We start from the raw sequence: 25,031 nt of genomic DNA, 5'->3' as shown, positions 1-25,031 counted from the left end.
GGAGCACAAATTCATGAGCCATTTTTTAGACAGACTAAATTTTTTACGTAAAACCAAGGAAACTTTTTCTGCCGGACATGGTGCGGTGGTAGCTGAAGGACGCGAGTGGGAGGATGCTTACCGCCAGCGTTGGCAGCATGACAAAGTGGTGCGTTCGACACATGGGGTGAACTGTACAGGTTCCTGCAGCTGGCGCGTGTTTGTTAAGAATGGGCTGATTACGTGGGAAATGCAGCAGACAGATTATCCGCGTACGCGTGCCGATTTGCCAAATCATGAACCACGTGGCTGCCCGCGGGGTGCCTCTTACAGTTGGTATGTATATTCAGCTCAGCGGGTGAAATATCCGATGATTCGTGCGTCTTTGCTGCGCATGTGGCGCGAGAAACGTAAAAGCCTGGGCGCGATTGAAGCGTGGCAGAGTATTACTCAGAATCCAGAAAGTGCAAAAAAATATAAATCTCAGCGTGGTTTGGGTGGTTTTGTGCGTTTGGACTGGAATGAAGCATATGAAATTATTGCCGCTGCCAATGCATTTACAATTAAGGAATTTGGCCCTGATCGTGTAATTGGTTTTTCGCCGATTCCGGCAATGTCGATGGTGAGTTATGCTGCTGGTTCACGCTATCTAAGCTTAATTGGCGGGGTGCCGCTGTCCTTTTATGATTGGTATTGTGACCTGCCGCCATCCAGTCCGCAGACATGGGGCGAACAAACAGATGTAGCTGAATCTGCGGATTGGTACAACGCCAACTATCTGATGGTGTGGGGCTCAAATGTGCCAATGACACGTACGCCAGATGCGCATTTTTACACTGAAGTACGTTATAAGGGTACGAAAACAGTTGCGGTGTCTTCTGATTATGGCGAAATGGTGAAATTCAGTGATATCTGGATGGCGCCGAAGCAGGGTACAGATGCAGCGCTGGCGATGGCGATGGGACATGTGATTCTGAAAGAGTTTCATTTGCAGAATCCATCGGCTTATTTTGTCGATTACTGCCGCCGCTTAACCGATATGCCGAATCTAGTGGTATTGAATCGGGACAATGGTCGTTTGCTGCCGGGTTATTTCCTGCGTGCCAGCCAGATGGCCGGCGGTCTGGATGAAACTAATCATCCTGAATGGAAAACTTTGGTAATTGATGAAAATAGCGGCGACATTGTAGCGCCAAAAGGTTCGATTGGTTTCCGCTGGGGCGAGCAGGGAAAATGGAATCTACGCGCGCAAAAATCCGACAGTGCCGATATTCAGGCTCAGATTTCGTTGGCCGAAAATCATGATGCGATTATGGGGGTGTCTTTTGATTACTTTGGTGGCGAAGATGCAGCCGAAGTAATTGTGAAAAATATTCCGGTTAAAAAAATTACAGGTGTCGATGGCAAAGAAATTTTGGTCACCACAGTATTTGATTTGATGTGTGCCAATTATGGTATCGACCGCGGCTTTGGTGGTGATGGTGTGACAGATGATTATCTGGCTGATGTACCGTATACACCTCTATGGCAGCAGAAGCATACGGGTGTTAAGCCAGAGCTGGTGATTCAGGTGGCGCGCGAATTTGCGCAAAATGCGCATGAAACCCATGGCCGCAGTATGGTAATTGTGGGGGCTGGTCTGAATCACTGGTACCACATGGATATGGCTTATCGCGGCATTATCAATATGCTGATGATGTGTGGCTGTATTGGCCAGAGTGGTGGTGGTTGGTGCCATTACGTAGGACAGGAAAAGCTGCGTCCGCAAACTGGCTGGGCGCCGCTTGCTTTTGCTGCAGACTGGAACCGTCCGTCGCGGCAAATGAATGGTACGTCGTTCTTTTATGCACATACCAGCCAGTGGCGACACGAAAAGCTGGATATGGCAGAAGTGATTGCACCTACTCATGCAGGCCAGATGGCCAATATGAGTCAGCTTGACTTCAATGTAAAAGCGGAGCGTATGGGCTGGCTGCCCTCTGCACCGCAACTGGCGCGCAATCCATTGGATGTGACCCGTGACGCGGAAGCGCAGGGCAAAGACCCGATTACTTTTGCGGTTGAGCAGATGAAAGCCGGTGTGCTGGATATGGCTTGTAATGATCCAGACAATCCACAAAACTTCCCGCGCAACCTATTTGTATGGCGTTCAAATATTCTTGGTTCTTCGGGCAAGGGGCATGAATATTTTCTGAAATACCTGCTGGGTACACAGAATGCATTAATGAGCGATGAAACCGATGCCATTAAGCCGATGGATGTGAAGATACGGCCTGCTGCTGAAGGTAAGCTTGATTTGCTTACAGTGTTAGATTTCCGTATGTCTACTACTTGCTTATATGCTGATATCGTGCTGCCTACAGCTACATGGTATGAAAAAGACGATTTGAATACTTCGGACATGCATCCGTTTATTCATCCATTAAGCGAGGCAGTGAAACCATTATGGGAAAGCCGTACAGACTGGGATATTTACCGTGGTCTTGCCAAGGCATTTTCCGAAATCGCAAAAGATTACCTAGGCGTGCGCAAAGATTTGGTGTTAACACCATTGATGCATGACAGTCCAGAAGAATTGGCTCAGCCATTTGACCCTAAAGACTGGAAACTGGGTGAGTGCGAACCAGTACCGGGTAAAACCATGCCAAAAATGACGGTAGTGGAGCGTGACTACGGCGCCATTTATGAAAAATTTACTTCTGTAGGACCGTTGCTGGAAAAAATTGGCAACGGAGGCAAAGGGATTAGCTGGCAGACCGCGGCAGAAGTGGATTTACTGCGCAAGCTTAACAATACACATTGCGATGGTGTGGCGAAAGGACAGCCGAAACTACACAGTGCTATTGATGCAGCAGAAATGATATTGACTTTAGCGCCGGAAACCAATGGCCATGTAGCTGTTAAGGCTTGGGAGGCTTTGTCTAAAAATACCGGTATCGACCATACTCATCTGGCGATTGCACGTGAAGACGATGCCATTCGCTTCCGTGATGTTCAGGCGCAGCCGCGCAAAATTATTTCTTCGCCAACTTGGTCTGGTCTGGAAAGTGAAAAAGTCAGCTACAACGCTGGTTATACCAATGTGCATGAACTGATTCCATGGCGCACGCTGACAGGACGTCAGCAGTTTTATCAAGATCATCAATGGATGCGCATGTTTGGTGAAGGGTTGGTTTCTTACCGGCCAACGGTAGACCTGAAGACCACCCTCAATGTCAAAGGCCATCAAAGCAACGGAAATCCAGAAATTGTGCTGAATTTCATCACCCCGCACCAGAAATGGGGGATTCACAGTACCTATTCTGATAACTTGCGCATGCTCACTCTATCTCGTGGTGGTCCGCATGTATGGATGTCGGAAATCGATGCTAGACGTGCCGGTTTGCAGGATAACGACTGGGTGGAAGTGTTTAATGTCAACGGCACATTAACCGCGCGCGTTGTTGTTAGTCAGCGTGTGCCGGAAACCATGATTCTGATGTATCACGCACAGGAAAAAATTGTCAACGTGCCCGGTTCGGAGCTCTCTGGCAAACGTGGCGGTATCCACAATTCTGTGACTAAAGTAGTAATGAAACCGACTCATATGATTGGTGGCTATGCTCAATTGTCCTGGGGATTCAATTACTACGGTACGGTAGGTACCAACCGCGATGAACTGGTGGTAGTACGCAAAATGAACAAGGTGGACTGGCTGGATACACCGGCCACAACCCCGGCGGCTGAATAAGTAAGGAACACAAATTATGAAAATACGTGCACAAATCGGCATGGTGCTGAATCTGGATAAATGCATCGGTTGCCATACCTGTTCCGTGACTTGCAAAAACGTCTGGACCAGCCGTGATGGTGTGGAATACGCTTGGTTTAACAACGTCGAAACCAAGCCCGGTATTGGTTATCCAAAAAACTGGGAAGATCAGGAGCAATATAAAGGCGGCTGGGTACGCGAACGTACTGGTAAACTTAAGCTAAAGCAGGGTAATCGCCTAAAAATACTGGCAAATATATTTGCTAATCCAAATATGCCGGCCATCGACCAGTACTATGAACCGTTCACCTATGATTACGAGCATTTGCAAGCTGCTCCACTGATGCAAACCCCACCAACGGCACGGCCGGTGTCGGTATTAACTGGCAAGAAGATGGACAAAATCGAATGGGGGCCAAACTGGGAAGATGATCTGGGCGGTGAATTTGCCAAACGCTCAAAGGACAAACTGTTTGATGGCATACAGAAGGACATTTATGCTGCTTTTGAAAACACCTTTATGATGTATCTGCCACGCCTGTGTGAGCACTGTCTTAATCCAGCCTGCGTGGCCAGCTGTCCTTCTGGCTCCATTTATAAACGAGAAGAAGATGGCATCGTACTGATAGATCAGGATAAATGTCGAGGCTGGCGCATGTGCGTTTCCGGCTGTCCATACAAGAAAATTTACTACAATTGGGTGTCAGGTAAAGCAGAAAAATGCATTTTCTGCTATCCACGTATAGAAGGTGGTCAACCTACTATTTGTTCGGAAACCTGTGTTGGCCGTATCCGTTATTTAGGGGTAATGCTGTATGATGCCGACCGTATCAGCTCCAGCGCCGCTGTAGAAAATCCTCAGGATTTATACGAACAGCAACTAGATGTTTTCCTTGATCCAAACGATCCAGAAATTGCCCGCGAAGCGCTTGCTCAAGGCATTCCTGCCGACTGGATACAGGCAGCACAGAATTCTCCTGTATATAAAATGGCCGTTGAATGGAAAGTAGCGTTCCCATTGCATCCAGAATACCGCACCTTACCAATGGTATGGTACATACCACCATTATCTCCGATTCAGTCAGCATTGGAATCAGGAGTGATTGGTGAGCATGGCCTCATACCAGAGCTTAGAGAAATGCGTATTCCGCTCGAGTATCTGGCCAATCTGCTCACAGCCGGCAAAACAGAACCAATTGTCAATGCCCTTCAAACCATGATTGATATGCGTAAATACATGCGTACTAAAACAATCCATTCTGCTGAACAGGCTTTGCAGGAGCTGTCAGGCCACCGACTGAGCGCGCAGCAAATCGAAGAAATGTATCAGATTATGGCTATTGCCAACTATGAAGATCGTTTCGTCATCCCCAGTGCTCATAAAGAACTGGTTAGCAATACCTTTGAAGAAAAAGCTGGATGTGGTTTCACCTTTGGTGATGGCTGCCACAATGGCCATAGCAAAGAGAGCTTGTTTGGTACTCGTAAAGCTGCACCGATAGTATTTCATGGTTTGCGTAAGAAAAACGAACGCCAGTCAGTATAAGGAAACAGAAAATGTATAAGATATTATCCATTTTACTGAGCTATCCGCGGCAACAATGGCTGAGCCATATTGAAGAACTGCATACTGCTGTCAACCAGTATGCTGCACTGGAACAGTCCGCAGCGCTGGAACCATTTTTTAATCATTTGCGTGCATACGATGAAATTAGCCTTCAGGAAGTGTATGTCGATACTTTCGACCGCAACCGCAACCATGCCCTGCATCTGTTTGAACATCTGCATGGTGAAGACAAAGCACGTGGGCAGGCAATGGTCGACTTGCTAGCAGAATATCAGGCACATGGTCTAGAACCAGAAAATAACGAACTGCCGGATTATCTGCCCTTATTTCTGGAGTTTCTATCCGGCATCGACAGCCAGCAGGCGCAGCAGTTGCTAGCTGATGCCGTGCATGTCATTGCATACATTGCGGCCAATCTGCATAAAAGCCAGTCCATTTATGCGCCGGTAATGGATGCAGTAGTGGCCTTGTCGCCAGTGGCACCGCAGCCATTAAAGGCAGCACCGGTACGTAATATGGATGAAGCCCTGGAAAAATTTGGCCCCACCGCAGAAGGACTCGAACCTCTGTTAAACCAGCCATCCGTACAGGAAGTGCAATTTTTCCGCCAGAAAAAACTCAGCTAAGCCGGGAGACAGCATGTATTATCTTAATCAATTCATATTCGGCATTTTTCCCTACATTGCCGCCAGTATCTTTTTTCTGGGCAGTCTGATTCGATTTGATACCAACCAATATTCGTGGAAATCCGAATCCAGCCAGCTACTATATCCGCGCTTATTGCGCATGGGTAATATCCTATTTCACATCGGCGTACTGGGTTTGTTTTTTGGCCATTTAGTTGGATTATTAACACCAGTGTTCGTGTGGGATACGCTGGGCATCAGTCATGAAACCAAGCAGCTCACAGCCATGATTGCCGGTGGCATCATGGGAACACTGGCTTTAATCGGTCTGATGATGTTGATTTATCGCCGTTTCAGTAGTGCGCGTTTACTCGCCAACAGCACGTGGCGTGATAAATTGGTATTAATCTGGCTGCTAATTACCCTGTGTCTGGGATTAGGAACCATTCATGTTTCCGCACACCATCTGGACGGGGAGGAAATGATTAGCCTGATGCAATGGGCGCAGCATATCGTCACTTTCCGCAGCGGAGCAGCTGACATCATTGCTCATACTCATCCGATTTTCAAACTTCACCTATTTATGGGCATGAGCGTATTTGTTATCTTTCCATTTACTCGGCTAGTACATATTTGGAGTGGATTTGGCGCATTAGTGTACCTAAAACGCCAAGCCCAGTTGGTCAGAAGCAGACGTTATTAAACAATTGCTTAGAACAATTTAAGGCAATACTGATATTCAGTATTGCCTTAAATTTATGACAGCCAAACCGTAGCAAAAATAAATCCACTAAAAAAATTGATTTACCACAGGCTTATCTAGCATAATGTGCTAGAAATCATCGCATTCTTAATGCGTAATCCACAAAAAAATGTCTATTACATCCAGTCAGCGTTGTCACTTTTCAGTATCTCTCAACTTGCCTGTAAGATTCTTGTGTAACATTTTAAATATAAATTTTAAATTTCTCAGTCACAATGCCGCAAATATGGAACTGATCCGACATCTCGATAATCGGGTAGCGATTATTCAGCGGCTTCAGATAATGGCGATTACCCTCACTTACATATTGTTTAAACATCGCCTCATTACCACTTTCGCGCACCACCACAAAATTGCCATGTTGTACCGACAGCTCTGGCTCTACTACAATTTTATCGCCTGCCGTAAACTCTGGTTCCATACTGTCGCCCTTGATTTCCAATGCAAACGCCTGCGCACTGGGCTTGCGCAATGCAGGTACCCAAATATTACTGGCAACCGGTAAAGTTTTTCTATCCAGCTGCTTAGCTGCATCTATCCACGACAACAATGGTATTTTAAAACCATTAAACAAAACTTCATTATCTTCAAATGCACCGATTCCAAAATGTTCCGGCTTCACAACATCGGCAAAATAGGATACCAACTTATCAATATGAGCTTTATCAACCCGCCCAGTCTGTATCCAGCTCGTTACCGAGGGAGGTTTTATCGCAAAAGCGCGCGCCACATCAGCTTTTCGCACACCCTTAAGCTCAATAGCAGTTTTAATTGCATCACCTAATTGTTTACCAGTGTACATAACTATCCTTAGTGTTTACCTAATCTTATTTAGACTTATTATAATTAGGCAATGATTTGCATTTTGTTAGATATTAGCTTAATATTATATTCGTATTAAAACGAAATAAACTATTTTGTTAATTATTATCGATAATTAATAAGGTGTTAGAAAATAATCTTCACACAGTGATTTAGTATTCAGTCATATGATTGATTTCAAATTTTAGAAACTCTGAAATTTTAAAAATATGATTCAAAAGAAAATTTAAAAATAAACATTTATCTCATAATATGGCGAGTAACTTAAAAAAAGCAAATAACTAGTTTTGCTTAAACAATACATTAATTAAGTATCGCCTAATGGTTTTGGCACATCACTTACACAAGGTGAATCTATGACAGACTATAAATCAGAAATTGATCTTGCAGAAAAAGTACTGCGCGCGTATGAGTACTGCATGAAAGATAGCATCAAAAAGGGACATTGCCGAAGTATAGAATGGAAATATCAGCCAGAAGCACCTATTAAAAGCACCCAGCAAGCTTTTTATCCTACTTATCAGCCCGAAGTGTATGACATGGTAAAAAACACTATGGGCAACCTGTTTTACAAAGACCGCGAAGCCTTTGCCACTCTGTCTAGTAAATATTGCAAACTCAGCCCTTTATATAAACGCCAGAATCAAAACTCCGTTAAACGCAACCAGCGCCGACGCTACTCCAGCAAAGAATGGAATCAAGCAATAGAACAAAGCTTATGGCGTTTTTGGCAGGAAATGAAACTTCAGCCACAATTTGAAAAATATTTTCGCTATAATACTTGACATAATCACATCACAGCTTATAATAAATTATACATTACAGGTATGCTTCACCTTAAACAGCTGTTTGATAAAGTTCCCGCAAGGGAACTTTTTTGCATCTGGTGATTACGAAACCGGTTAAATTATGGCAGCGCATAAGTAACAAAAATAAGAGATTTATCATCAGCACGGATTTTGCGTACAGAAATCCGTTTTTTTTATACCTTTATAGGCAGTGAAGATGCGGTCAACCAGACCATAACTAAAATATTTAACAAAGCAGATATGAGCTTATATTAACAACGGTATCTGAGTTGTTAAGCGCATAAAATCAAACATTATAAATGAACTTATTTAGGTTAAACTAACAATAAAATATCTTTAATAAACATAGGAAGAATGAAAATGGTCAGGAAAATTCGTAATTGGTCAGATTTCAGATAAAATGGCTTGGGATCTGACTATGTTAAACTAATCTCATAAGTTAAATAACAAACGTAAAAATTATCTCATTATTCCCTTAAAATGAATGATATGTATATTACAGAACTCAACAACTGTATTTACTATATCAGCCGAATACTTGAAAGCGTATTCGGCTTTACACAAACAAAAAACTGAATATTGTGAGTAGCAAAAGTTGAATCTGGGAACATTTATATAAAACCGGCTTTGTATACAATTTGTCCAATAATTTCTATCTGATTTAATCCAACAGTTTCATCTGGGTATTCATGATTATTATAACTTTTCATTCTTACCCGCTCATTAGGTAAGTTTTGCAGTATCCTGATTCTGAGCAGACTACCTTGATTAAATGCATAAATCTTACCGTCTACGGGTATTTTTTTGGAAATATCCACAACAAGCTTGTCACCATCTTTTAACAAATTATGCATCGAATCACCACTCATGGTAATACTAACCAGATTGTCTATCTGCAAATTACTCAGCTTGATATCCTCTCGGTACAGTTGAAGCTGAGAAGTTTCTGAATGAGTGTTTTGAGACGGTAGAGGGGGAATCGGAATAAACGCATCATCATTAAACAGGCCATCCGATATGCTTTGACTGGGCTGAAAATTAAGGATTTGCATAATCCGGTTAACCGTTTCTAGTCTGGGCGCAACTTTACCCAGTTCGTAACGGGAAATTAGAGAAGGCGTAATGCCAGTTTTAAAGGCAAGCTCTTTTTGAGAAAGACCAGCAGCCAATCTGGCCGCTTTAAGTTGAATGGCAAATTTCATGGTAAAAACATAATATGTTAATAAATAAAAATTTAATCGAAAAATGACAAAGAATGGTTAAAAATAGCCACTAAATGCTTGTAATTATCTTTTATAGATTTTAATATAGCCATAAATGGCTATATTAAATAACCGTAATAGGTATATTACCTTAATTTATATGGAGTCAAAACTGCCATTAAGTTTAACCCAAAGGAGTTTTAAGTTATTTAAACTTAAATCAACAATAAACTAATACAAGGTGAAAATAAAAAAAATTAAATATATTTAATGAGAATAGCAACTTAAAAGGAAATACCTCAAAGGCTGCCACCTTTGAGGTATTAAGTAAACAAAATCCCAAGTTCAAATTAAGGAGTTTTGAATGAATAATAGTATCACATTTGTTTCTTTTAATGGGAGTAGTCTGGCTACAGTTAAAATCAAGAATACAGTTTACGTGTGCATGAAATCAGTAGTCAGCGGAATCGGTCTAGACTGGTCGACCCAGCATCGAAAACTCAGAGGCTGTTATCAAATGTATGGTTGTGGATTTTTATCCATACCAATTAAAAATGGCACCAAAAAAATATTAGCAATTCCATTAAAAAAGCTAAGTAACTGGCTGCAGAGCATCAATCCCAAAAAAGTGAAAGATAGCCTTAAAGACACCGTAGTAATTTATCAGAGCGAGTGTGCAGAAGCTATACAGGCTTACTGGCGTAAACCACGTACGTTAAAAAAGCCGTGCTGTCCACAACCAGTAGACAAAAATAAATCCGGCTTACAACCTGACCAGATTGCTGTGATAAAAGCACTGCATCGGCAACTTGTATTATCCGTTGCCAAAGAAAAACAGGCAGAACTGGCCATGACATTATGGCAGGCAGTACAAACCCGCTATGGTGTCAGCTACGAGCATGTACCCGCATCCAAATTTAGTGAAGTGCTGTGTCTACTCAGCCGCGTAGCTGTTAAAAAAGTTAGTCTCGGTAATGCACAACCAGATAACAATGGTTTTACTGACATAATGGTACCACCGGCTCAACTAGATAATCTATATGAATCATTTGTATGCTCACAGAATATGCGTCTTATGTTTGAGCATTTACTGCCAGCATTGCATATTTTTGGCAGCAAATATGAAAATCAGGTCCATAAATATGCCTATGAAATAGAACATGTCTTTAATAACTGCTATAAGACTTTTCTACCCTTATTTGACAAAATGCCCGAATCAGAAATTAAAGAATCTGCGCGCAAGCATCTGGCTAAGCTGATGTAATCTTCCCAAGAGTTTGGTACTAAGCGAAACTTACACACTGCTTTGCACAGAATATGATAATAAACAGTTTTCATTTGATGAAACTGGTAGAAAATCTTGAATTAATGACTAAATCACAGAAGGAGAAATATTGCAAAAACAAAACAAATATTTATACAATAAATTAAATATGAAAATTTTATTATTAATGGGTACAAAAACCGGCATTTGCCGGTTTTTTTGTTTTCTGAGGATTTGATGGTTGATTTATGAAAAATGTGGAAATGGTATTACAGTTACTTTATTCACTGCTGGATTTAAGATTTTTGCCGGATAAATTACAAAAATGGTTGTTTCATACAGGTACACGCGTTATTACCGTAACCAGCGCACTGATTATGATCGGTTTTGCCGGCATATTTCTGCTGGGCGGTAGCGAGGTTTTTAATCTCAAACTGTATAAAGGCTTTTTGTTATTACATCCGTTGACTCTTTCGGTACTGTTGATTGGTATGGCCGTATTGCAATTGCTTGTAACCATATTTAAATCTAATCGTTGCAACGTACTTTGTGGTTATTTACTGATTTTATCCGCACTGATATGGGCAGTCATATCGGCTACGTTTTGGGCTTCTTATCCACCACTGACCACCGGAATGACAACTTATCCGGTATTAGCTATTGTGTGTGCACTAGCCGGACGTAATCAAATCAACTACACAAAACGGGTTGAAGATTTGAAACACAAGGGACGATAAAGTATGGAGTTAATAAAAAATGCTTTTTCCGTCTGTATTTTATTTGCGCTGATAGGCGGGCTAGCTGGTTCTTTATTGGTCACCGATTATAAACGCTACGGTTGGTTTATGACCATACTGTTTGTATTACTGGGAATGATATTTGCAGCAGCAGTGACCGATTACTTTTTTCCGCCAAACCGCCCATGGCTTTTTGCTGGTGTAGGAGTATTTGCAGGTATGTCTACAACATCCTTTCTTGATGCCTTCAAAGCCGCCGCGCCAGGACTGGCAAAGCGCATTATTGATATTGTAAGTAGAAAAGCAGAACAATTTGTTGGTCACGATGATACAACAAAATAATAATTATAAATGAGTATCAGCAGCCGAAAGGCTGCTTTTTTTGGATATTAAAAATGTATAAATTAAGTAATCGCTCATTGCAGCGACTATATGGGGTAGATAACGGTTTAGTTAGAGTGGTAAAAAGGGCAATAGAACTGACCACTCAAGATTTTATGGTAACAGAAGGCCTACGCACACGAGAACAATGTTGCATTAATTACGGTAAAGGCCGCACCAAGCAGCAATGTACACTAAAAGGTGTGCCAGCAAAATATGCACAGCCAGCCGTAAGTAAAGTTACCTGGTTAAATAATCCGTTTGCCAGTAAACATGTTACTGGTAAGGCAATAGATCTGGTACCGTATCCAGTAGACTGGAACGATTTGCATAAATTCCGCACCATTGCTTTGGCAATGAAGCAAGCAGCAGCTGAACTAAATGTAAAAATTGTATGGGGTGGGGATTGGAAAACTAGCAAAGACTATCCTCATTTTGAGGTATAACTCCACTGAATAGCACTAATGGAATTGTTGTGTTGTTGTCATTATTTATTGGTAATCAATACATTTATTAAATTTGTCATAAAATGGATAGTCTATATAATTTCATCATTATGCTGCGATGAAACTAAAATTTGACTCTGAGATAATACAAAAGAATATAGCAATCATTCATGTTTGAGAAATATGATCAATTCTATTAGTTAGATTATTCTAAGAAGCTAAATATCTGCCTCCAAATTTATTACTCGAATGATAATCGGAAAATTTACTTAATATATATAAGAATGGCTTGATATTTATCTCATCAACATTTAAAAACGAATGATTAAATCTGTTTGGGTAAATTGTTTCAGAATTAAGTCTGGCTGGATGAAAATATGATAATCGAATTATTAAAATTTAAATATATAATTATTTCAATTGGTTAAAAATATTTTATTGACTTATACATAATAAATGCTATAATAAATTCAAATCAAAGGTATGCTTCACCTTAAACAGCTGAATAGATGAGTTCCCTAAATGGGAGCTTTTTTGCGTTCTGGGGAAACGAATATAAAAACGTTTTAATAAAATCAGATTGAAAATCAGGTGATATGGAAATGAATTAAATTAAATAGTTTTAAAAGAAATATACTGTTGAGTTGGTGGAGGCGGGGGGAATCGAACCCCCGTCCGAAAGTACTCTACAGAGCGATCTACATACTTAGTCTTGCCAACTTCGAATCTTATTCACAAACCGCCGACAGACAGGCTGTTTGTAAACCAGTTGCCATAAATCTCGTTTAATGCCAGACAACACGACATTAAACCAGCCAATGTAAATGTCGTTGCGGTGAGTTGCCTCACACGGCCCATTGGCGAACCGTTGCAACGTTTAGCCTTAAGCGGCTAAAGCGTAAGTTTCGTCGTTTGCGACTATATAAATTCAGGGTTTAACGGGAATCTGAGACCCCGGTATGCACGCATCTGCTTTGCAGCCCCCGTCGAAACCAAGGTCGCCCCCAGATGGTCTAACGATTATACTTTTTTTTTATGTATATGCATAGTGTTAAAAAATTGATTTGGTTTAATTCACCTTCGTTTACTAAGAAAAAAATAGAAGCATCTTAAATTGATATAAAAATCTTTCATCCTTATAAAATTATTTTGGGATTATTCAATTTTCACATATAGAACGAGTTATACCTTTAATTATTCAAAGATTGTCATTGTAATTGACATTTAATTACAAAATATATCAAAATTATTTCTTTTTAAAAAATGTTTGATTTTTGAAAAATGCCAATTGAAATTAAAGGAAAATATATGCCTTATATAGCCAGTCTAAATGATGTTAAGAAAATCGTTGATGAAAATAAAAAGAGGGAAAATGGAATTTTTGTCGGAGAATCTCATGAATGTGTTGCTGTAGTAAAATATTTTGCCAAAGCCCCTCAAACAATAATTTGGAAAAAGGGAGCCAAAGTTAAAGGCAATAACAATATTCAACCTGGTACTGCAATTGCAACATTTGATAAAAATGGAAGATATTATGGTCATGCTGCGATATATATTAATCAAACTACAATAGGAATTAACGTTTATGATCAATGGAATAGACGGCCATTAAATGATCGTGTGATAGAATTCAAGGGTATGGGCTACGTATCTAATGATGGAGATCAATTTTATGTTATTGAATAATAAAAATATAAAGATAGTAATTATTGCTATGTTACTTAGCATAATACCATTCTATTGCAATGCTCAGACTCGTGTTGTAAGTTGTCCAACAACTTTTTCTGATAATCATCGTATCTACCACATCTCTAATGCCAGTTTATTTGATGGTAAAATAACTGATAATGTAGAATTAGTACCAGAATTTAAAAAGAATGAAGCAATATGGTCTATTGACTCGAAAATAGAACCTTATTTAGTCTGCAAGTATGCAGGGACTAGGCATTACATAGTGTTATATGCTAAAGGTGCAAGTTATTGTCAGATTAGTGAAGCTCCTATTCAAGCAAACTGTATGCGATAATAATTTAGCTTTTGGGTGTTGACGTTTTTGAATAATTGATAATTAATTTAATTTTCTTGGTAGAATAAACTTAGATTTTATATTATTTTTGAACTGAGTGAAGATTTACTCAGAATAATGGTATTGATTTATAATTAGTATTATTGATTCTGAAATGAAGTTGATATGTACGATGTCAATACTGATGATGTGCGTCATTTTTTTGCAGATGTTTGGCGTAAGCGTCAGCAGCCGCAGTTGCTGGATGCTTTGCAGCAGAAAGCGTTGCGGATTATAACAGAGCATAGCGAATATGCTCCCTACCTAGAAAATGTTGAACAGTATCTTCACCGTACATGGCGTCCCGAAGAAGGGGAAACGAATCCGTTTCTGCATCTGTCATTACATTTGTCAGTACAGGAGCAGGTTGCGATTGATCAGCCATTTGGTATTGCTGCAATCCATCAGCAGTTATGTAAACAATATGCAGGTGACTGGGTCAAAGCCGAGCACGATATGATAGAAGCATTGGCGGAAACCCTCTGGCTGGCACAGCGTTATGGGCAGGGGCTGGATGTGAATGCTTATATGACGCGTCTGCGTAGTTTGGTTGGGCTCGGACAGGAAGACAACCCGCGTCTGAATCCGCATGAAATCGAAACAGCTGCCGTAAAAAAAGATTGAATTTGCTCTAGTATAAATTATAGTTTATTGTTTAACCATTTGTACCGATCTACTTTATTAGATTAAATGTGGTACATAATATTTTGGAATCTGTAAGCTTTAATTAAGGGATGGATATGTCTTTTTGGGCAAGTAATGCAAATGCTTTGTTGCTACTGTTGTTTGTGGCGTTGGGTATTTTCGGACATAATCCTTCAGTAACGATTTCTGCATTGATTATCCTACTGGTGCAGCAAACGCCGTTATTGAAATATGCACCACTATTAGAAAAATATGGGCTGCAGCTTGGAATTATGCTGCTGATGATCGGTGTATTGGCACCGCTGATTACAGGTAAGGTGCAGCCTGCGCAGATTGCAGCCTTGGCCAGTAGCTGGAAAACCATTGCTGCTGTAGTAGTAGGCATGGTCGTTGCGTGGCTGGGTGGCCGTGGAGTACAACTAATGCAAATGAATCCCACCATTGTGACTGGTTTGATGATAGGTACGATTATCGGAGTGGCTTTCCTGCGTGGAGTGCCGGTGGGACCTTTGATTGCTGCCGGATTACTGTCGTTAATTCTATAGGTATATTGCCTGAAGTTCTTGCCAGAATGAGGTTCGCTCGTTATAATGCGCCCACTTCCATTTCTTGGAGAGGTGGATGAGTGGTTGAAGTCGCACGCCTGGAAAGCGTGTATACGTGAATAGCGTATCGAGGGTTCGAATCCCTTCCTCTCCGCCAGATTTAATGAAAAATCCGCTTAGCAAATAAGCGGATTTTTTTATGAATATAAAATTTATAACATTAATTGTTACTTTTTTATAAAATAATTTGCAAATCAGAAATAAATAAACTGCATGATATGTCATTATGCAGTTTATTTATTTTTATTTAAAAGGAGTGAAAAATGGAAAACAAACTAAATATCTCTATCAGCACCAATGGTGAAGAACAAAAGGTGTTACCAAAACCGGATTTTAAGAATAATCCAAACGGATATCAATATGGACATTATAGTACATCATATAATGATGGATCTTCATGGGTAGAAGATGGTTATTGGTGGTGTCCAAAAGGTGGAAATTTTGCCTTTCCAGTAGTTGGCTCATTACTTAAGCGTACTGATATAATTGATAAAAATCAAAATATTATTTATTCGATTTGTGCAAAAAATAACGAAAAAATCAGTGGTTTTGGAGGTGGTGATCCTTTAACAGAAGAGTTTTTTATCAAAAATAGAGAAAAATTTGAACGAAATATGTGTGTATTTTAATTTGTAATGCATTTTTAATTTCGTAGAAATGTATAAGGGGTTGGAATCGCTCGTCTTGAAAGATTGTATACCTTAATGGTGTAGTGAGGGTTCGAATCCCTTCCTCTTCAGCAATTTTGCTATATTTATAGAGTTTCCGATGTATTTTTATGGATGAACCGTTTAAAGACTATCTAAGATGACGTAATCTTAAGTGATTAGATGTGATTGGTTGAAATGGGAAGATTTGTCCAAGTCTTTTAGATACTTGGTTATTATGCCAAAATTGAAATTAAGAGAGTTGAGCGCGTAACTTTTTATTTACCAATCTATAAAAAAGCTGCTAATGCATCTTTTTTATAATAAATTATAGGATGTTATTTAAATAAATTGATTGCATATGAATTTATAGTAGTATTCATTTTAGATTAAGTATAGGTGCAGGTATTATATTTATTAACTTTTGCTGTTGATTTTACAAATTAAAAAAATTTTTTTACGTAGGTTTTGATGATATATATTGAGCAATGATATTCATTAAGATTGCTCAGAACAAATTTAAATTACCTGTATTAATTTTTGAATGATATTTATGAATCCTCATAGGTAAAATGAAAATTATCATCTTATAAATATAGCAAAGGAAATTATCGGATAACAGGCGAATAAGGTAATGTTATATATTAGGAAGGATAAGTTGCGAGCTAAATGACAGAATTAAGAGAGTAGTTAAATTTAATTTGTTGTTTGAATTTATCTTTGTAGCTTGTTTTAAATGAATGATTAAATCGTAACTGCGCTAGTTAGGGTTAATAACTAAAATGAATAAACACTCTACGCTTGATGATCAAAACATATATTAAAACCCACTCATCAAGAAATGCAGTAAAGGCATAACATTGATTATTTATGTTTCATCATATTTTTGAAAAATAATTTTTAATTATACAAAAATGAATTTTATCTGAAAATATGCCAATGACTAATATATTTTAAATATATGATTTATATAAAAAATACATGTTTTTTAAAACTGAATGAAGCACAATTTATTAAATTTTTTATTTAATAGATAAGTGAATGTATGAATAATCTAATTATATATTGTATAAATATTATTTATGCTTAATATGTATTTTAAAGAAAGGAGAAACGTATTTATTGTGCTTAATCAAATCCAAAATGCAATTATTGATCGATTACATCAGGGGTTGGGATGTTTAGTCACAGATATAAAAGTTTTTTTTGGTGGGCTTGAAAATAAAGATGCTTTCATCAATAAAGAAAAAAAACCAGCTGTGTTATTAACTCTTAATCAAGCACATATAAAAATAAAGAGTTCTGAACGCCAACGTTTCGAATTAATAGCTAATTTTTATGTAGTTTGTGTAAATAATGAGATTAATGATTCAGAATCTTTGCAGAATACCAATATCAATGACTTAATTTATGCCGTATTACGTCTGCTGAGTGGACAGAGATTAAATGAACACTTAAATAGTTTAGGTTTGCAGCCCAAATCGGTTCGTCCGGTTTTTTTTAATCCTCCTGATGCCAATAGTAAAGATTTGAATATTTATGCCATTGAATTTGAGGCAGGTTTTGATATCTATGGGCTGGAAAGTGATCAATATCCCGAATATACCAACGATGTAAGTAATCCTGACTATTTATTTAGTAAATTTAATGGTAGTCATTCCGAACCACATGCTCCATTTACTTCACTGACGGTGAATATAGAAGAAATAGAAAATTAAGTTTGGCAGGATTAAGTTCTAACTATTCATGAGAAAGAAGATGAAGGTTAAAGCAGCAGATGGTTTGCGCGTACCAAAAGAAAAACGCGTTAATTCTTATATAACAACTCAATTGGTTAACGTACCGGACACTCTCTACTACCGTCGTTTGGTGGCTGATGGCGATCTGATAATGATAACTGAAAATTTCGAAGAAAATAAAACAGGAGTGAATGAATGATAGAAAATATCCAGTTTGATACGGTGCGAAATGATATTCGTGTACCAGGACGGTATATTGAATTCAATACCCGGACAGCAGTAAGAGGATTGCCCGCTAATCCGCAGAAGATGCTGCTGATTGCACCTATGCTACCAACAGGCAGACAGCCGGCATTAGCACCCGTACAATTATTTAGTGACGCCGATGCTGCTAATCTCTTTGGTGAGGGGTCATGGGCTCATTATTGTGTCAAACAGGCATTTACTAATAATCCTTATTTGGATTTAACTATTATTGGTGTAAATGATGCTGAACAAAGTATTGCTGCTAAAGCCAGCATAGCCATTACGATTGCAGATCCGGGTGCTAACTCAGGTATCCTTACGATTAATATCGGCGGCACGGAATGTCAGCTGACAGTCAATAATGGTGATACTAACGCAGAAGTTTATAACCGGCTGGCAAATATAATTAACCAAGTAAACACATTAGCTATAGCAGAGGTTGTAAGCGATAAAATTCAGTTAACCGCTAAAAATAAAGGTTCGATTGGTAATGAAATTACTTTGTCGGCATCATTTAATACAGACACATCCAGCGCCAGCAGTGTAGTGCTGGATATCAAACCATTTGAAGGTGGACAGCTTAATCCCGATATCAGTGCTGCTCTGCAGAGAGTAGCCGGTAAGCATTATCAGATTATTTGTAATGCATTTACTGATAGTCTGAATGCTAAAAAATTATCGGATCATATAGATCTGGTATCAAATGCAATTGAAAAGCGCGGCTGTATAGGTGTAATGGGCTGGCGAGGTACCCTAAGTACGGGAACAACTTTTGCTAATAACATCAACAGTGGACGTATTACTATAGCATGGTATAAAAATGCTGTAGAAGGTAATGCCATTATTGCTGCAGGCTATGCAGCTGTAATTGCCAGTGAAACTGATCCCGCCCGCCCATTAAATACTCTTGAAATAAAAGGTCTAAGTATTACGTCTGATGCCAGCTGGCCTTTATTTGCTGAGTTTAATAGTGCTTTATACAATGGTCTTTCACCGTTGCATATTGTATCTAACCGCGTACAGATTATGCGAGCAGTCTCAACATATGTAAAAAATGCAACTGGTACTGATGATCCGGCATTGTTGGATATTACTACTATCCGTACTCTTGATTATGTTCGAGATGCGATTAATCAACGCATAGCTTTACGTTTTCCACGAGAAAAACTGTCTGAACGTACACCTTTAAAAGTCCGTTCCGAAATTCTGGATGTTTTAAATCAATGTGAAAGCGCAGAAATTCTGGAACAGGTAATGGAAAATAAAGAAAAATTGATTGTACAGCGTAATCCCAGCGATCCAAATCGTTTGGATGCAGTGATACCGGCTGATGTAGTTAATGGATTGCATGTATTGGCTGCACGCGTGGATCTGTATTTATAAATTAATTATTAAAGGTGTTAATTTTTCATTAACACCTTATTAAATATAAAGGAAATTATATGGCAAATAAAACAGGTGCTAAATATGCAGGTGCGGTAATTATGGAAGTAAACGGACGAGAAGTGGAAATTATTAGCTTTAAGCCGGAAGTAACTACCGGACGCAAGGTGGTAAAAACCATGAATAAATCCGGTAAGGTTCGTGGTTATGCGGATGGTGTGACTGAATATACCATGAGTGTTAGTGCGGCTATTCCTTTGGATGAAAGTGGCATTGATTGGGACAATATTACTAACGCCAAAATTACTATTTATCCGCGTAATGCTGATGAAGCTCGCATTAGTTATATTGGCTGTACCAGTACAAAATGCTCGGAAGAATACAGTGTAGAAAATGAAGCACGTCGTGATATTGAAATGTTTGCATTGGATAAAGTGATTGAATAATGTTAAAAGAGACTGGAAAACTGGTTTATGGTCTGGAATACAATCAGCAGATGTATTTTGATTATACTGTTAAGCCATTGACTTTGGCCGATGAACTTAAGGCACTGGAATTATTGGAGGATACTGGTTTAATCACTGATGTTCCAGATGCAGAAAAAGCGATTATTACTACTCTGGCTTATTGGGCGCAACAGTTGCAAGTGCCAGGTATAGAACCAGAAAATCTAAGTGTTGAATTTCTTTTTAATAATCTGGCATCTGAAGATTATCAGTCAATTTTAACAAGTATGGAATCACTTCGGTCAAAATCGATTGCCGCTGGCCGGTCAGACCCAGCGGCATCCGAAAAAGCCGAGAGCAACGAAGCTTTGAAGTAGCGCATAAAAATTATAGACAGGCATGTATATTACTGGCCAAATCATTGATTACTCCTGAAATGGTAAGCAGGATGTGTCATTCAGAAGTATCAGTGTGGATTGAGACGGTGCTGGAAAGTATGGGCATCAAAAATGATGATGATAATGTAATTATTTCTTTACGTCAGAGAAAACCAAAACCTTTTCAGCCGGTTAAAGAAAGTTTGGCCGCTAATTAGCCTGATTAAATGCATAATCCCTGTCTTGTGGCTGGGATTATGCATTGATGCTGCTGAAGTCTATTCATTTCTTTCAATTCATTTAATCATTTGGAATTAATATAACTATAATTAAGAGAGAGTATTGATATGTCTTCCAATCAGGATTCGTTGGCAAAACAGCAGGCTTCTATCGTGAAAATGACAGAAGAAGTTAAAAAGCTTGAACAGCAGATAAAACGAACGGCAGCAGTTGCTATTCGGGAAAGTGAAAAGGCGGGTAAATCACAAATTCGCATTATTCAGCAAATTCAGAGAGAACAGCAACGAACAGCTGAAGTACGTTTACGCAAGGAGTTGCGTGCTGAGCAGCAGATTCAGCGTGAAATCATCAAAAGTGGGAATGCTTATAAAAATTTTGCGGCCACAGCCAGTGCTGCGCAAAAACAGATTCAGAATGCTAGTAAGGCATCACGCAATAGTATTCGCGAATTAAATAAAGAGTTAGAAAAAAGCTCTAAAATTCAGAAAAATTCGGGGGTTTCAAAAAATTCCGGATGGAATACAGCTAAGTCTGCAGGTAGCGCTATTATTAAAGGTGGCAAAGCTGTATATGATGCTGTTAGTCCATCAATTGATGATGAAAAAAAATTACGTTCGGGTGTGTTACAAACTGCTGCTAAAGCTTATGTATCCGATAAAAGTAAATCAACTGAATGGATTAAAACTGAGGGTGTAAAAGAAATTCAGTCTTTGGTGAAAGGACTGGTTGCCTCAAATGGTGGGACTTCACAAGCTGCTCTAGATTTGATCAATGATATGTTGCAACAAAACATGACTCTTGATCAAGTTAAAGCCACTATTCCTTATGCCCATCGTAGTATGATAAATTCATCCACTGAAGTGGGTAAATATGATCATGAAAATACGGCTAAACTGTTTAAATCTTTTGCAGATTATGGTTTAAAAAATCAAGATTATCATCAGGTTTCTGATCATATTATTGATTCAACTAAGCAGGGTAAGTTTTCGATAGCTGAGCTTAGTGGTGAGCTACCAGAATTACTATCATCTGGAAAAAAAGCTGGGTTAACAGATATTCGTGGTATTGATTATTTGATTTCTAGTTTACAAGCTACTTCTACCCATTCTGATTCGAATGAGGATGCTGGTAAGAGTGTTAAGGCTTTGCTTGGGGCTCTGGCTGATCCTAGTCTTACAGAGAAACTGAGTCGTGTTAAAGATCCTAATTCACCAAACAGACATTTAGACTGGAATAAAATAAGAGAAGAGGGTGGCAAGCAAGGCCTAAATGATGTTCAATCTTTGCTTAAGGTTTGTACTGAAATCTTAGCAAAAGATAAAAATTATCAGAATTTAAAGCAAAAAGCTGACTCTGGTGATTTGTATTCCAGTCAGCTGATGCAGGCTAGACAAGATAAGCTTCTATCATTTATACCAGAAGAGGCGAAAGATGCTGTTCATGCTAATTTAAGTAACCAAAATCTGTTACAACCGCAAACAAAATTATTTACGCAATCTGGTGAAAGTTCATCAGATAGACATGCAGCTGTTTTAGCTGCTAATCCAGAATTTCAGCAAGAAAAAAATCATGCGCTGACAACATTGGGTAGAAGTGAGGCTGTAGAACCACTTGTTGGCTTTCAAACTAAATTAACTGAATTGTCAGCGGAGTTTCCGGTACTGACTTTAGCGGTAACTGCTTTAGCTGCAGCAGCAGGCAGTGCTGCTACTGCATTGCAAACGTTGAGTTCACTATCTGGATCTGGACAGAAAAATGATATCGAGATTGATGGTGGTGACGATTTTGATAAAAAAAGAAATAAAAACAGTAAAAACAAAGGTAGTAAAACGCCATCATCTTCTAAGACAACTTTGAAATCCAGAAAATTTCCGGCAAAAATGGCTGGTAAAGTGCTGGGCCGGGGTAATTTAGCTTTATCTGCTATTGGTGGTGTAGCTAATGGAATTGCAATTGCAAATGATGACAGTTTAACTGCTGAACAGAAAAAGACCGCTCAAATAAAAAATGCATCCTCAACAACGGGAAGTATGGCTGGTGCATGGGCTGGTGGAGAGATTGGTGCGGCAATAGGCACATTTATATTTCCAGGTGTAGGTACTGTTTTGGGTGGGCTAGTTGGTGGTTTGATTGGTGGCATCGGCGGCAGTATGTTGGGCGATAAAATAGGCGATAAGGTTACCCAAACCAACGAAAATGAAGATATACATACAGCTGCAAATACATTCAGTGGACAGAGAGTTTCTTCAGATTGGCATAATGCTTATGGCGCTAATCCTGCATTGTCTAGCCAATTCAAATTGACTAGTGATAGGGAGCAGATGCTGAATGGCAATTATATGATGACATCCACAGCGATGATGATGTCGTATAAAAATATTCCTGCCAATATGCATGCTGATGAAAATCAGTTGCCTGCTGGGCAATCTGTGTTGGTACAGCAGAATGAGCAATTTCAAAATGCGTTCCAGTCTATTGTACTGGAACTGGGTATACGTTTAGACAAAATAGCTACCATACTTTCGAGTCAGCAACAGGTTATACAGAATAATGTAACTTTGACGCTGGATGGGAGAGTAATCAGTAATATAGTTTCACGTAATCAAGTGGAAATGTATAACCGAGGGGGAGCACAATAATGACCATGTGGAAAAATAATCTGCAAAAAGCCAATTATAAAAATATTGCTTTTGATGTCATTTCTATTAATGATAAAAATGAAAAATCGCTGGTAAGACATGGCCGACCTTTCGCCAATGGCTCTGATATTGAAGACCTGGGTGCACAGGGGCGGCAATGTCAGATTGCGGCTGTTTACTTTGGTTCAAGTTTTGATTCGCAGTTGATGAAGCTTCTTACCGTGCTTGAAGAACCTGGTGCTGGTACGCTGGTTCATCCGGTTTTGGGTTTGTTGCCCAATATGATTGCTGCCAGCTGGTCTTTTCGTACTGAGGCTGAAGCAGTTAATTATGTTGCACTGGATATAACGTTTTTTGAAGCCAAAGAATCAGCACCATTATTTTTATTTGAAAATCAATGGTTGGTCAAATTAGAACAGATTCAGAATTCTCTTGATCAGTTTACGCAGCAGTTATTGGCATATGGCAACGTATTGTTAACGGTACGTGAGGGGGGGGTCTTAATTTGGGGGAGTAGTAATGGTGTGTTTGCTGCTTTATGTGGGGTAGCTGGGAGTGTGAGACGTTTTTTTGATCTTGATCCTTTGCTATATCAGACTTCTAAAAATTATTCTTCAATTACTTTTAGTCAGGATGTCAGGGGACTAATTGATACTATGGCCAGTATGGTGTGTTCTGGTTTGAATAACGAAAGTAATTTTGGCACAGGTAGTTTAAGCAGCAGACAGGCTTTTGATTTGATAGGTAATCGTGTAGATATTTTGAACCAATTACCAGAAAATATTCTTCATAATCAGAATGTGCAGGAATCTCAGGAGGCAGCAATTAATCATGTACAGAGAATTGCGGAAATTCAGATGAAACCGGTTGCTCAGATTTTACAATTTCTAAGTACTGTGTATTTGGTTCAGATTACAGTTAATATCATTGAAATAAATAGTGATCATGTTACAGCTAATGAGCTGCAACTTATTAATAATAATTTACGGCTACGTATACAAGGTTTAATTAATAGTTTACGTGGAACTTATGATTATGCTGAAAATATAAAAAGTATTAATGCTGCTGCTTTTTATACGCAGACGACAATTTTAATACAGATGCTGGCCAATATAGCTGCTCAGTTTAATGATTATATTTTGTCTGTCATTAATCAAAAGCCACCTATGCGTACACGTAAAGCCGGAATAAGTGGAACGATTCATCAATTGGCTTATTTACTTTACCAAGATTTAAACCGAGCTAGTGAGTTGATCCGTCTCAATCCTCATTTGTGCCACCCCTCTTTCATTAAGCGTAATGACTGGATTAATTATTATGTTAAATGAAAGTGATTTGGCACCTTATCCTTATGGTAATGAAGTGGTGGTGCGGGTTGGCGGTAAAGAACATAAAGATTGGCTTAGTTATGATATTGACAGTGATTTTTTGATACCGGCAGATGCGTTCAGTTTTGTTACTAATGTGTCACAAAATCAGGCTTTATTAGCGGATTATAGTTCTTTGCAATGTGAGGTGTTGATTAATCAGCAGCTGGTCATGACAGGTATTATTGGCCATCAGAATGAAGTGATAGATAAAAATAATCACAGTATTTCTTTTAATGGACGCGACCTTGCCGGATTACTGGTTGATTGCAGTGTGGCACAAAT

At 39.0% G+C, this 25,031-nt stretch carries 25 protein-coding genes, 1 tRNA gene and 1 other RNA gene; 24 read left to right on the top strand and 3 right to left on the bottom strand.

The genetic code is table 11. The features are described from left to right. Positions 1-13: 13 nt before the first annotated feature. Genes ACQP6D_RS01850 through narI form a run of 4 tightly spaced genes read left to right on the top strand, consistent with a single transcriptional unit; the run spans position 14 to position 6,626 of the window. Entirely contained in the window at positions 14-3,709 is a 3,696-nt protein-coding gene (locus tag ACQP6D_RS01850; protein ID WP_427857294.1) for a nitrate reductase subunit alpha, read from the top strand. Positions 3,710-3,725: 16 nt separating this feature from the next. Then, positions 3,726-5,276: a nitrate reductase subunit beta gene (gene narH / locus ACQP6D_RS01845; protein WP_267390170.1), complete on the top strand. Its 1,551-nt coding sequence runs from the start codon at positions 3,726-3,728 to the stop codon at positions 5,274-5,276. 11 nt (positions 5,277-5,287) lie between these two features. Next, positions 5,288-5,923 carry a nitrate reductase molybdenum cofactor assembly chaperone gene (gene narJ / locus ACQP6D_RS01840; protein WP_100156886.1) on the top strand — a complete coding sequence of 212 codons (636 nt, stop codon included), beginning with the start codon at positions 5,288-5,290 and terminating at the stop codon, positions 5,921-5,923. A 13-nt stretch (positions 5,924-5,936) separates the two neighbouring features. Next, positions 5,937-6,626 carry a respiratory nitrate reductase subunit gamma gene (gene narI, locus ACQP6D_RS01835; RefSeq protein WP_267390172.1) on the top strand — a complete coding sequence of 230 codons (690 nt, stop codon included), beginning with the start codon at positions 5,937-5,939 and terminating at the stop codon, positions 6,624-6,626. A gap of 244 nt (positions 6,627-6,870) precedes the next feature. Here the strand turns inward: narI and ACQP6D_RS01830 are convergent, their stop codons facing one another. Then, positions 6,871-7,488: a LexA family protein gene (locus ACQP6D_RS01830; RefSeq protein ID WP_427857293.1), complete on the bottom strand. Its 618-nt coding sequence runs from the start codon at positions 7,486-7,488 to the stop codon at positions 6,871-6,873. A 376-nt stretch (positions 7,489-7,864) separates the two neighbouring features. On the opposite strand from ACQP6D_RS01830, the gene ACQP6D_RS01825 reads away from it, so the two are divergent. After that, positions 7,865-8,293 carry a hypothetical protein gene (locus tag ACQP6D_RS01825; protein ID WP_427857292.1) on the top strand — a complete coding sequence of 143 codons (429 nt, stop codon included), beginning with the start codon at positions 7,865-7,867 and terminating at the stop codon, positions 8,291-8,293. 635 nt (positions 8,294-8,928) lie between these two features. Here the strand turns inward: ACQP6D_RS01825 and ACQP6D_RS01820 are convergent. Further along, the gene (locus ACQP6D_RS01820) at positions 8,929-9,519 is read right to left on the bottom strand and encodes a helix-turn-helix domain-containing protein (protein WP_427857291.1); all 591 of its coding nucleotides are present in this window, start codon (positions 9,517-9,519) and stop codon (positions 8,929-8,931) included. A 364-nt stretch (positions 9,520-9,883) separates the two neighbouring features. Here ACQP6D_RS01820 and ACQP6D_RS01815 point away from each other — a divergent pair, with 364 nt between their 5' ends. The 4 genes from ACQP6D_RS01815 (at position 9,884) to ACQP6D_RS01800 (ending at position 12,347) form a co-directional block, all read left to right on the top strand. Next, positions 9,884-10,783: a phage antirepressor N-terminal domain-containing protein gene (locus tag ACQP6D_RS01815; protein WP_427857290.1), complete on the top strand. Its 900-nt coding sequence runs from the start codon at positions 9,884-9,886 to the stop codon at positions 10,781-10,783. A 248-nt stretch (positions 10,784-11,031) separates the two neighbouring features. Beyond that, on the top strand, positions 11,032-11,520 hold the full coding sequence (locus tag ACQP6D_RS01810; protein ID WP_427857289.1) for a hypothetical protein: 489 nt from the start codon (positions 11,032-11,034) through the stop codon (positions 11,518-11,520). A 3-nt stretch (positions 11,521-11,523) separates the two neighbouring features. Continuing rightward, a complete protein-coding gene (locus ACQP6D_RS01805; RefSeq protein WP_267390178.1) occupies positions 11,524-11,862 on the top strand; it encodes a hypothetical protein in 339 nt (112 codons plus the stop codon). A gap of 53 nt (positions 11,863-11,915) precedes the next feature. Beyond that, complete coding sequence (locus tag ACQP6D_RS01800) at positions 11,916-12,347, top strand: M15 family metallopeptidase (protein WP_427857288.1); 432 nt, start codon at positions 11,916-11,918, stop codon at positions 12,345-12,347. Positions 12,348-12,992: 645 nt separating this feature from the next. On the opposite strand, the gene ssrA is transcribed toward ACQP6D_RS01800, so the two are convergent. Then, positions 12,993-13,353, bottom strand: a transfer-messenger RNA (tmRNA) gene (gene ssrA / locus ACQP6D_RS01795). Between the two features lie 302 nt (positions 13,354-13,655). Here ssrA and ACQP6D_RS01790 point away from each other — a divergent pair. The 15 genes from ACQP6D_RS01790 to ACQP6D_RS01720 all read left to right on the top strand — a co-directional run. After that, entirely contained in the window at positions 13,656-14,033 is a 378-nt protein-coding gene (locus ACQP6D_RS01790) for a BPSL0067 family protein (RefSeq protein WP_427857287.1), read from the top strand. Further along, complete coding sequence (locus ACQP6D_RS01785; protein ID WP_427857286.1) at positions 14,020-14,373, top strand: STY0301 family protein; 354 nt, start codon at positions 14,020-14,022, stop codon at positions 14,371-14,373. Before ACQP6D_RS01790 ends, ACQP6D_RS01785 begins: the two co-directional genes overlap by 14 nt. Positions 14,374-14,538: 165 nt before the next feature. Beyond that, positions 14,539-15,036 carry a DUF1841 family protein gene (locus tag ACQP6D_RS01780; RefSeq protein ID WP_427857285.1) on the top strand — a complete coding sequence of 166 codons (498 nt, stop codon included), beginning with the start codon at positions 14,539-14,541 and terminating at the stop codon, positions 15,034-15,036. A 116-nt stretch (positions 15,037-15,152) separates the two neighbouring features. Next, positions 15,153-15,602 (top strand): DUF441 domain-containing protein, encoded by a 450-nt coding sequence (locus ACQP6D_RS01775; RefSeq protein ID WP_427857284.1) that lies wholly within the window; start codon positions 15,153-15,155, stop codon positions 15,600-15,602. A 66-nt stretch (positions 15,603-15,668) separates the two neighbouring features. Beyond that, a tRNA-Ser gene (locus ACQP6D_RS01770) sits at positions 15,669-15,759 on the top strand. Between the two features lie 166 nt (positions 15,760-15,925). After that, positions 15,926-16,291, top strand: coding sequence for a hypothetical protein (locus ACQP6D_RS01765; RefSeq protein WP_427857283.1), 366 nt, complete (start codon positions 15,926-15,928; stop codon positions 16,289-16,291). Positions 16,292-17,433: 1,142 nt separating this feature from the next. After that, positions 17,434-18,027 carry a phage protein Gp37 gene (locus ACQP6D_RS01760; protein ID WP_427857282.1) on the top strand — a complete coding sequence of 198 codons (594 nt, stop codon included), beginning with the start codon at positions 17,434-17,436 and terminating at the stop codon, positions 18,025-18,027. Between the two features lie 40 nt (positions 18,028-18,067). Beyond that, entirely contained in the window at positions 18,068-18,247 is a 180-nt protein-coding gene (locus ACQP6D_RS01755; RefSeq protein ID WP_100156897.1) for a DUF2635 domain-containing protein, read from the top strand. Next, complete coding sequence (locus ACQP6D_RS01750) at positions 18,247-19,677, top strand: phage tail sheath subtilisin-like domain-containing protein (protein ID WP_427857467.1); 1,431 nt, start codon at positions 18,247-18,249, stop codon at positions 19,675-19,677. The genes ACQP6D_RS01755 and ACQP6D_RS01750 overlap by 1 nt, the downstream gene beginning before the upstream one ends. 59 nt (positions 19,678-19,736) lie before the next feature. Further along, a complete protein-coding gene (locus ACQP6D_RS01745; protein ID WP_100140057.1) occupies positions 19,737-20,123 on the top strand; it encodes a phage tail protein in 387 nt (128 codons plus the stop codon). Beyond that, positions 20,123-20,500 (top strand): hypothetical protein, encoded by a 378-nt coding sequence (locus tag ACQP6D_RS01740; protein ID WP_100152456.1) that lies wholly within the window; start codon positions 20,123-20,125, stop codon positions 20,498-20,500. Before ACQP6D_RS01745 ends, ACQP6D_RS01740 begins: the two co-directional genes overlap by 1 nt. Positions 20,501-20,571: 71 nt before the next feature. Continuing rightward, entirely contained in the window at positions 20,572-20,718 is a 147-nt protein-coding gene (locus ACQP6D_RS01735) for a hypothetical protein (RefSeq protein ID WP_180295877.1), read from the top strand. A gap of 129 nt (positions 20,719-20,847) precedes the next feature. After that, positions 20,848-23,379 (top strand): hypothetical protein, encoded by a 2,532-nt coding sequence (locus ACQP6D_RS01730; RefSeq protein WP_427857281.1) that lies wholly within the window; start codon positions 20,848-20,850, stop codon positions 23,377-23,379. After that, entirely contained in the window at positions 23,379-24,707 is a 1,329-nt protein-coding gene (locus ACQP6D_RS01725; protein WP_427857280.1) for a DNA circularization protein, read from the top strand. The genes ACQP6D_RS01730 and ACQP6D_RS01725 overlap by 1 nt, the downstream gene beginning before the upstream one ends. Next, on the top strand, positions 24,697-25,031 hold a 335-nt coding region (locus ACQP6D_RS01720), incomplete at its 3' end, for a phage baseplate assembly protein (protein ID WP_427857279.1). The genes ACQP6D_RS01725 and ACQP6D_RS01720, both read left to right, overlap by 11 nt.

The sequence above is a fragment of the Snodgrassella sp. CS2 genome, assembly GCF_050310315.1.
GTDB classification, from domain to species: Bacteria; Pseudomonadota; Gammaproteobacteria; order Burkholderiales; family Neisseriaceae; genus Snodgrassella; species Snodgrassella alvi_E.
The sequence above is the reverse complement of the archived record's forward strand: the minus strand, read 5'-3'. Positions and strand labels throughout refer to the sequence as shown.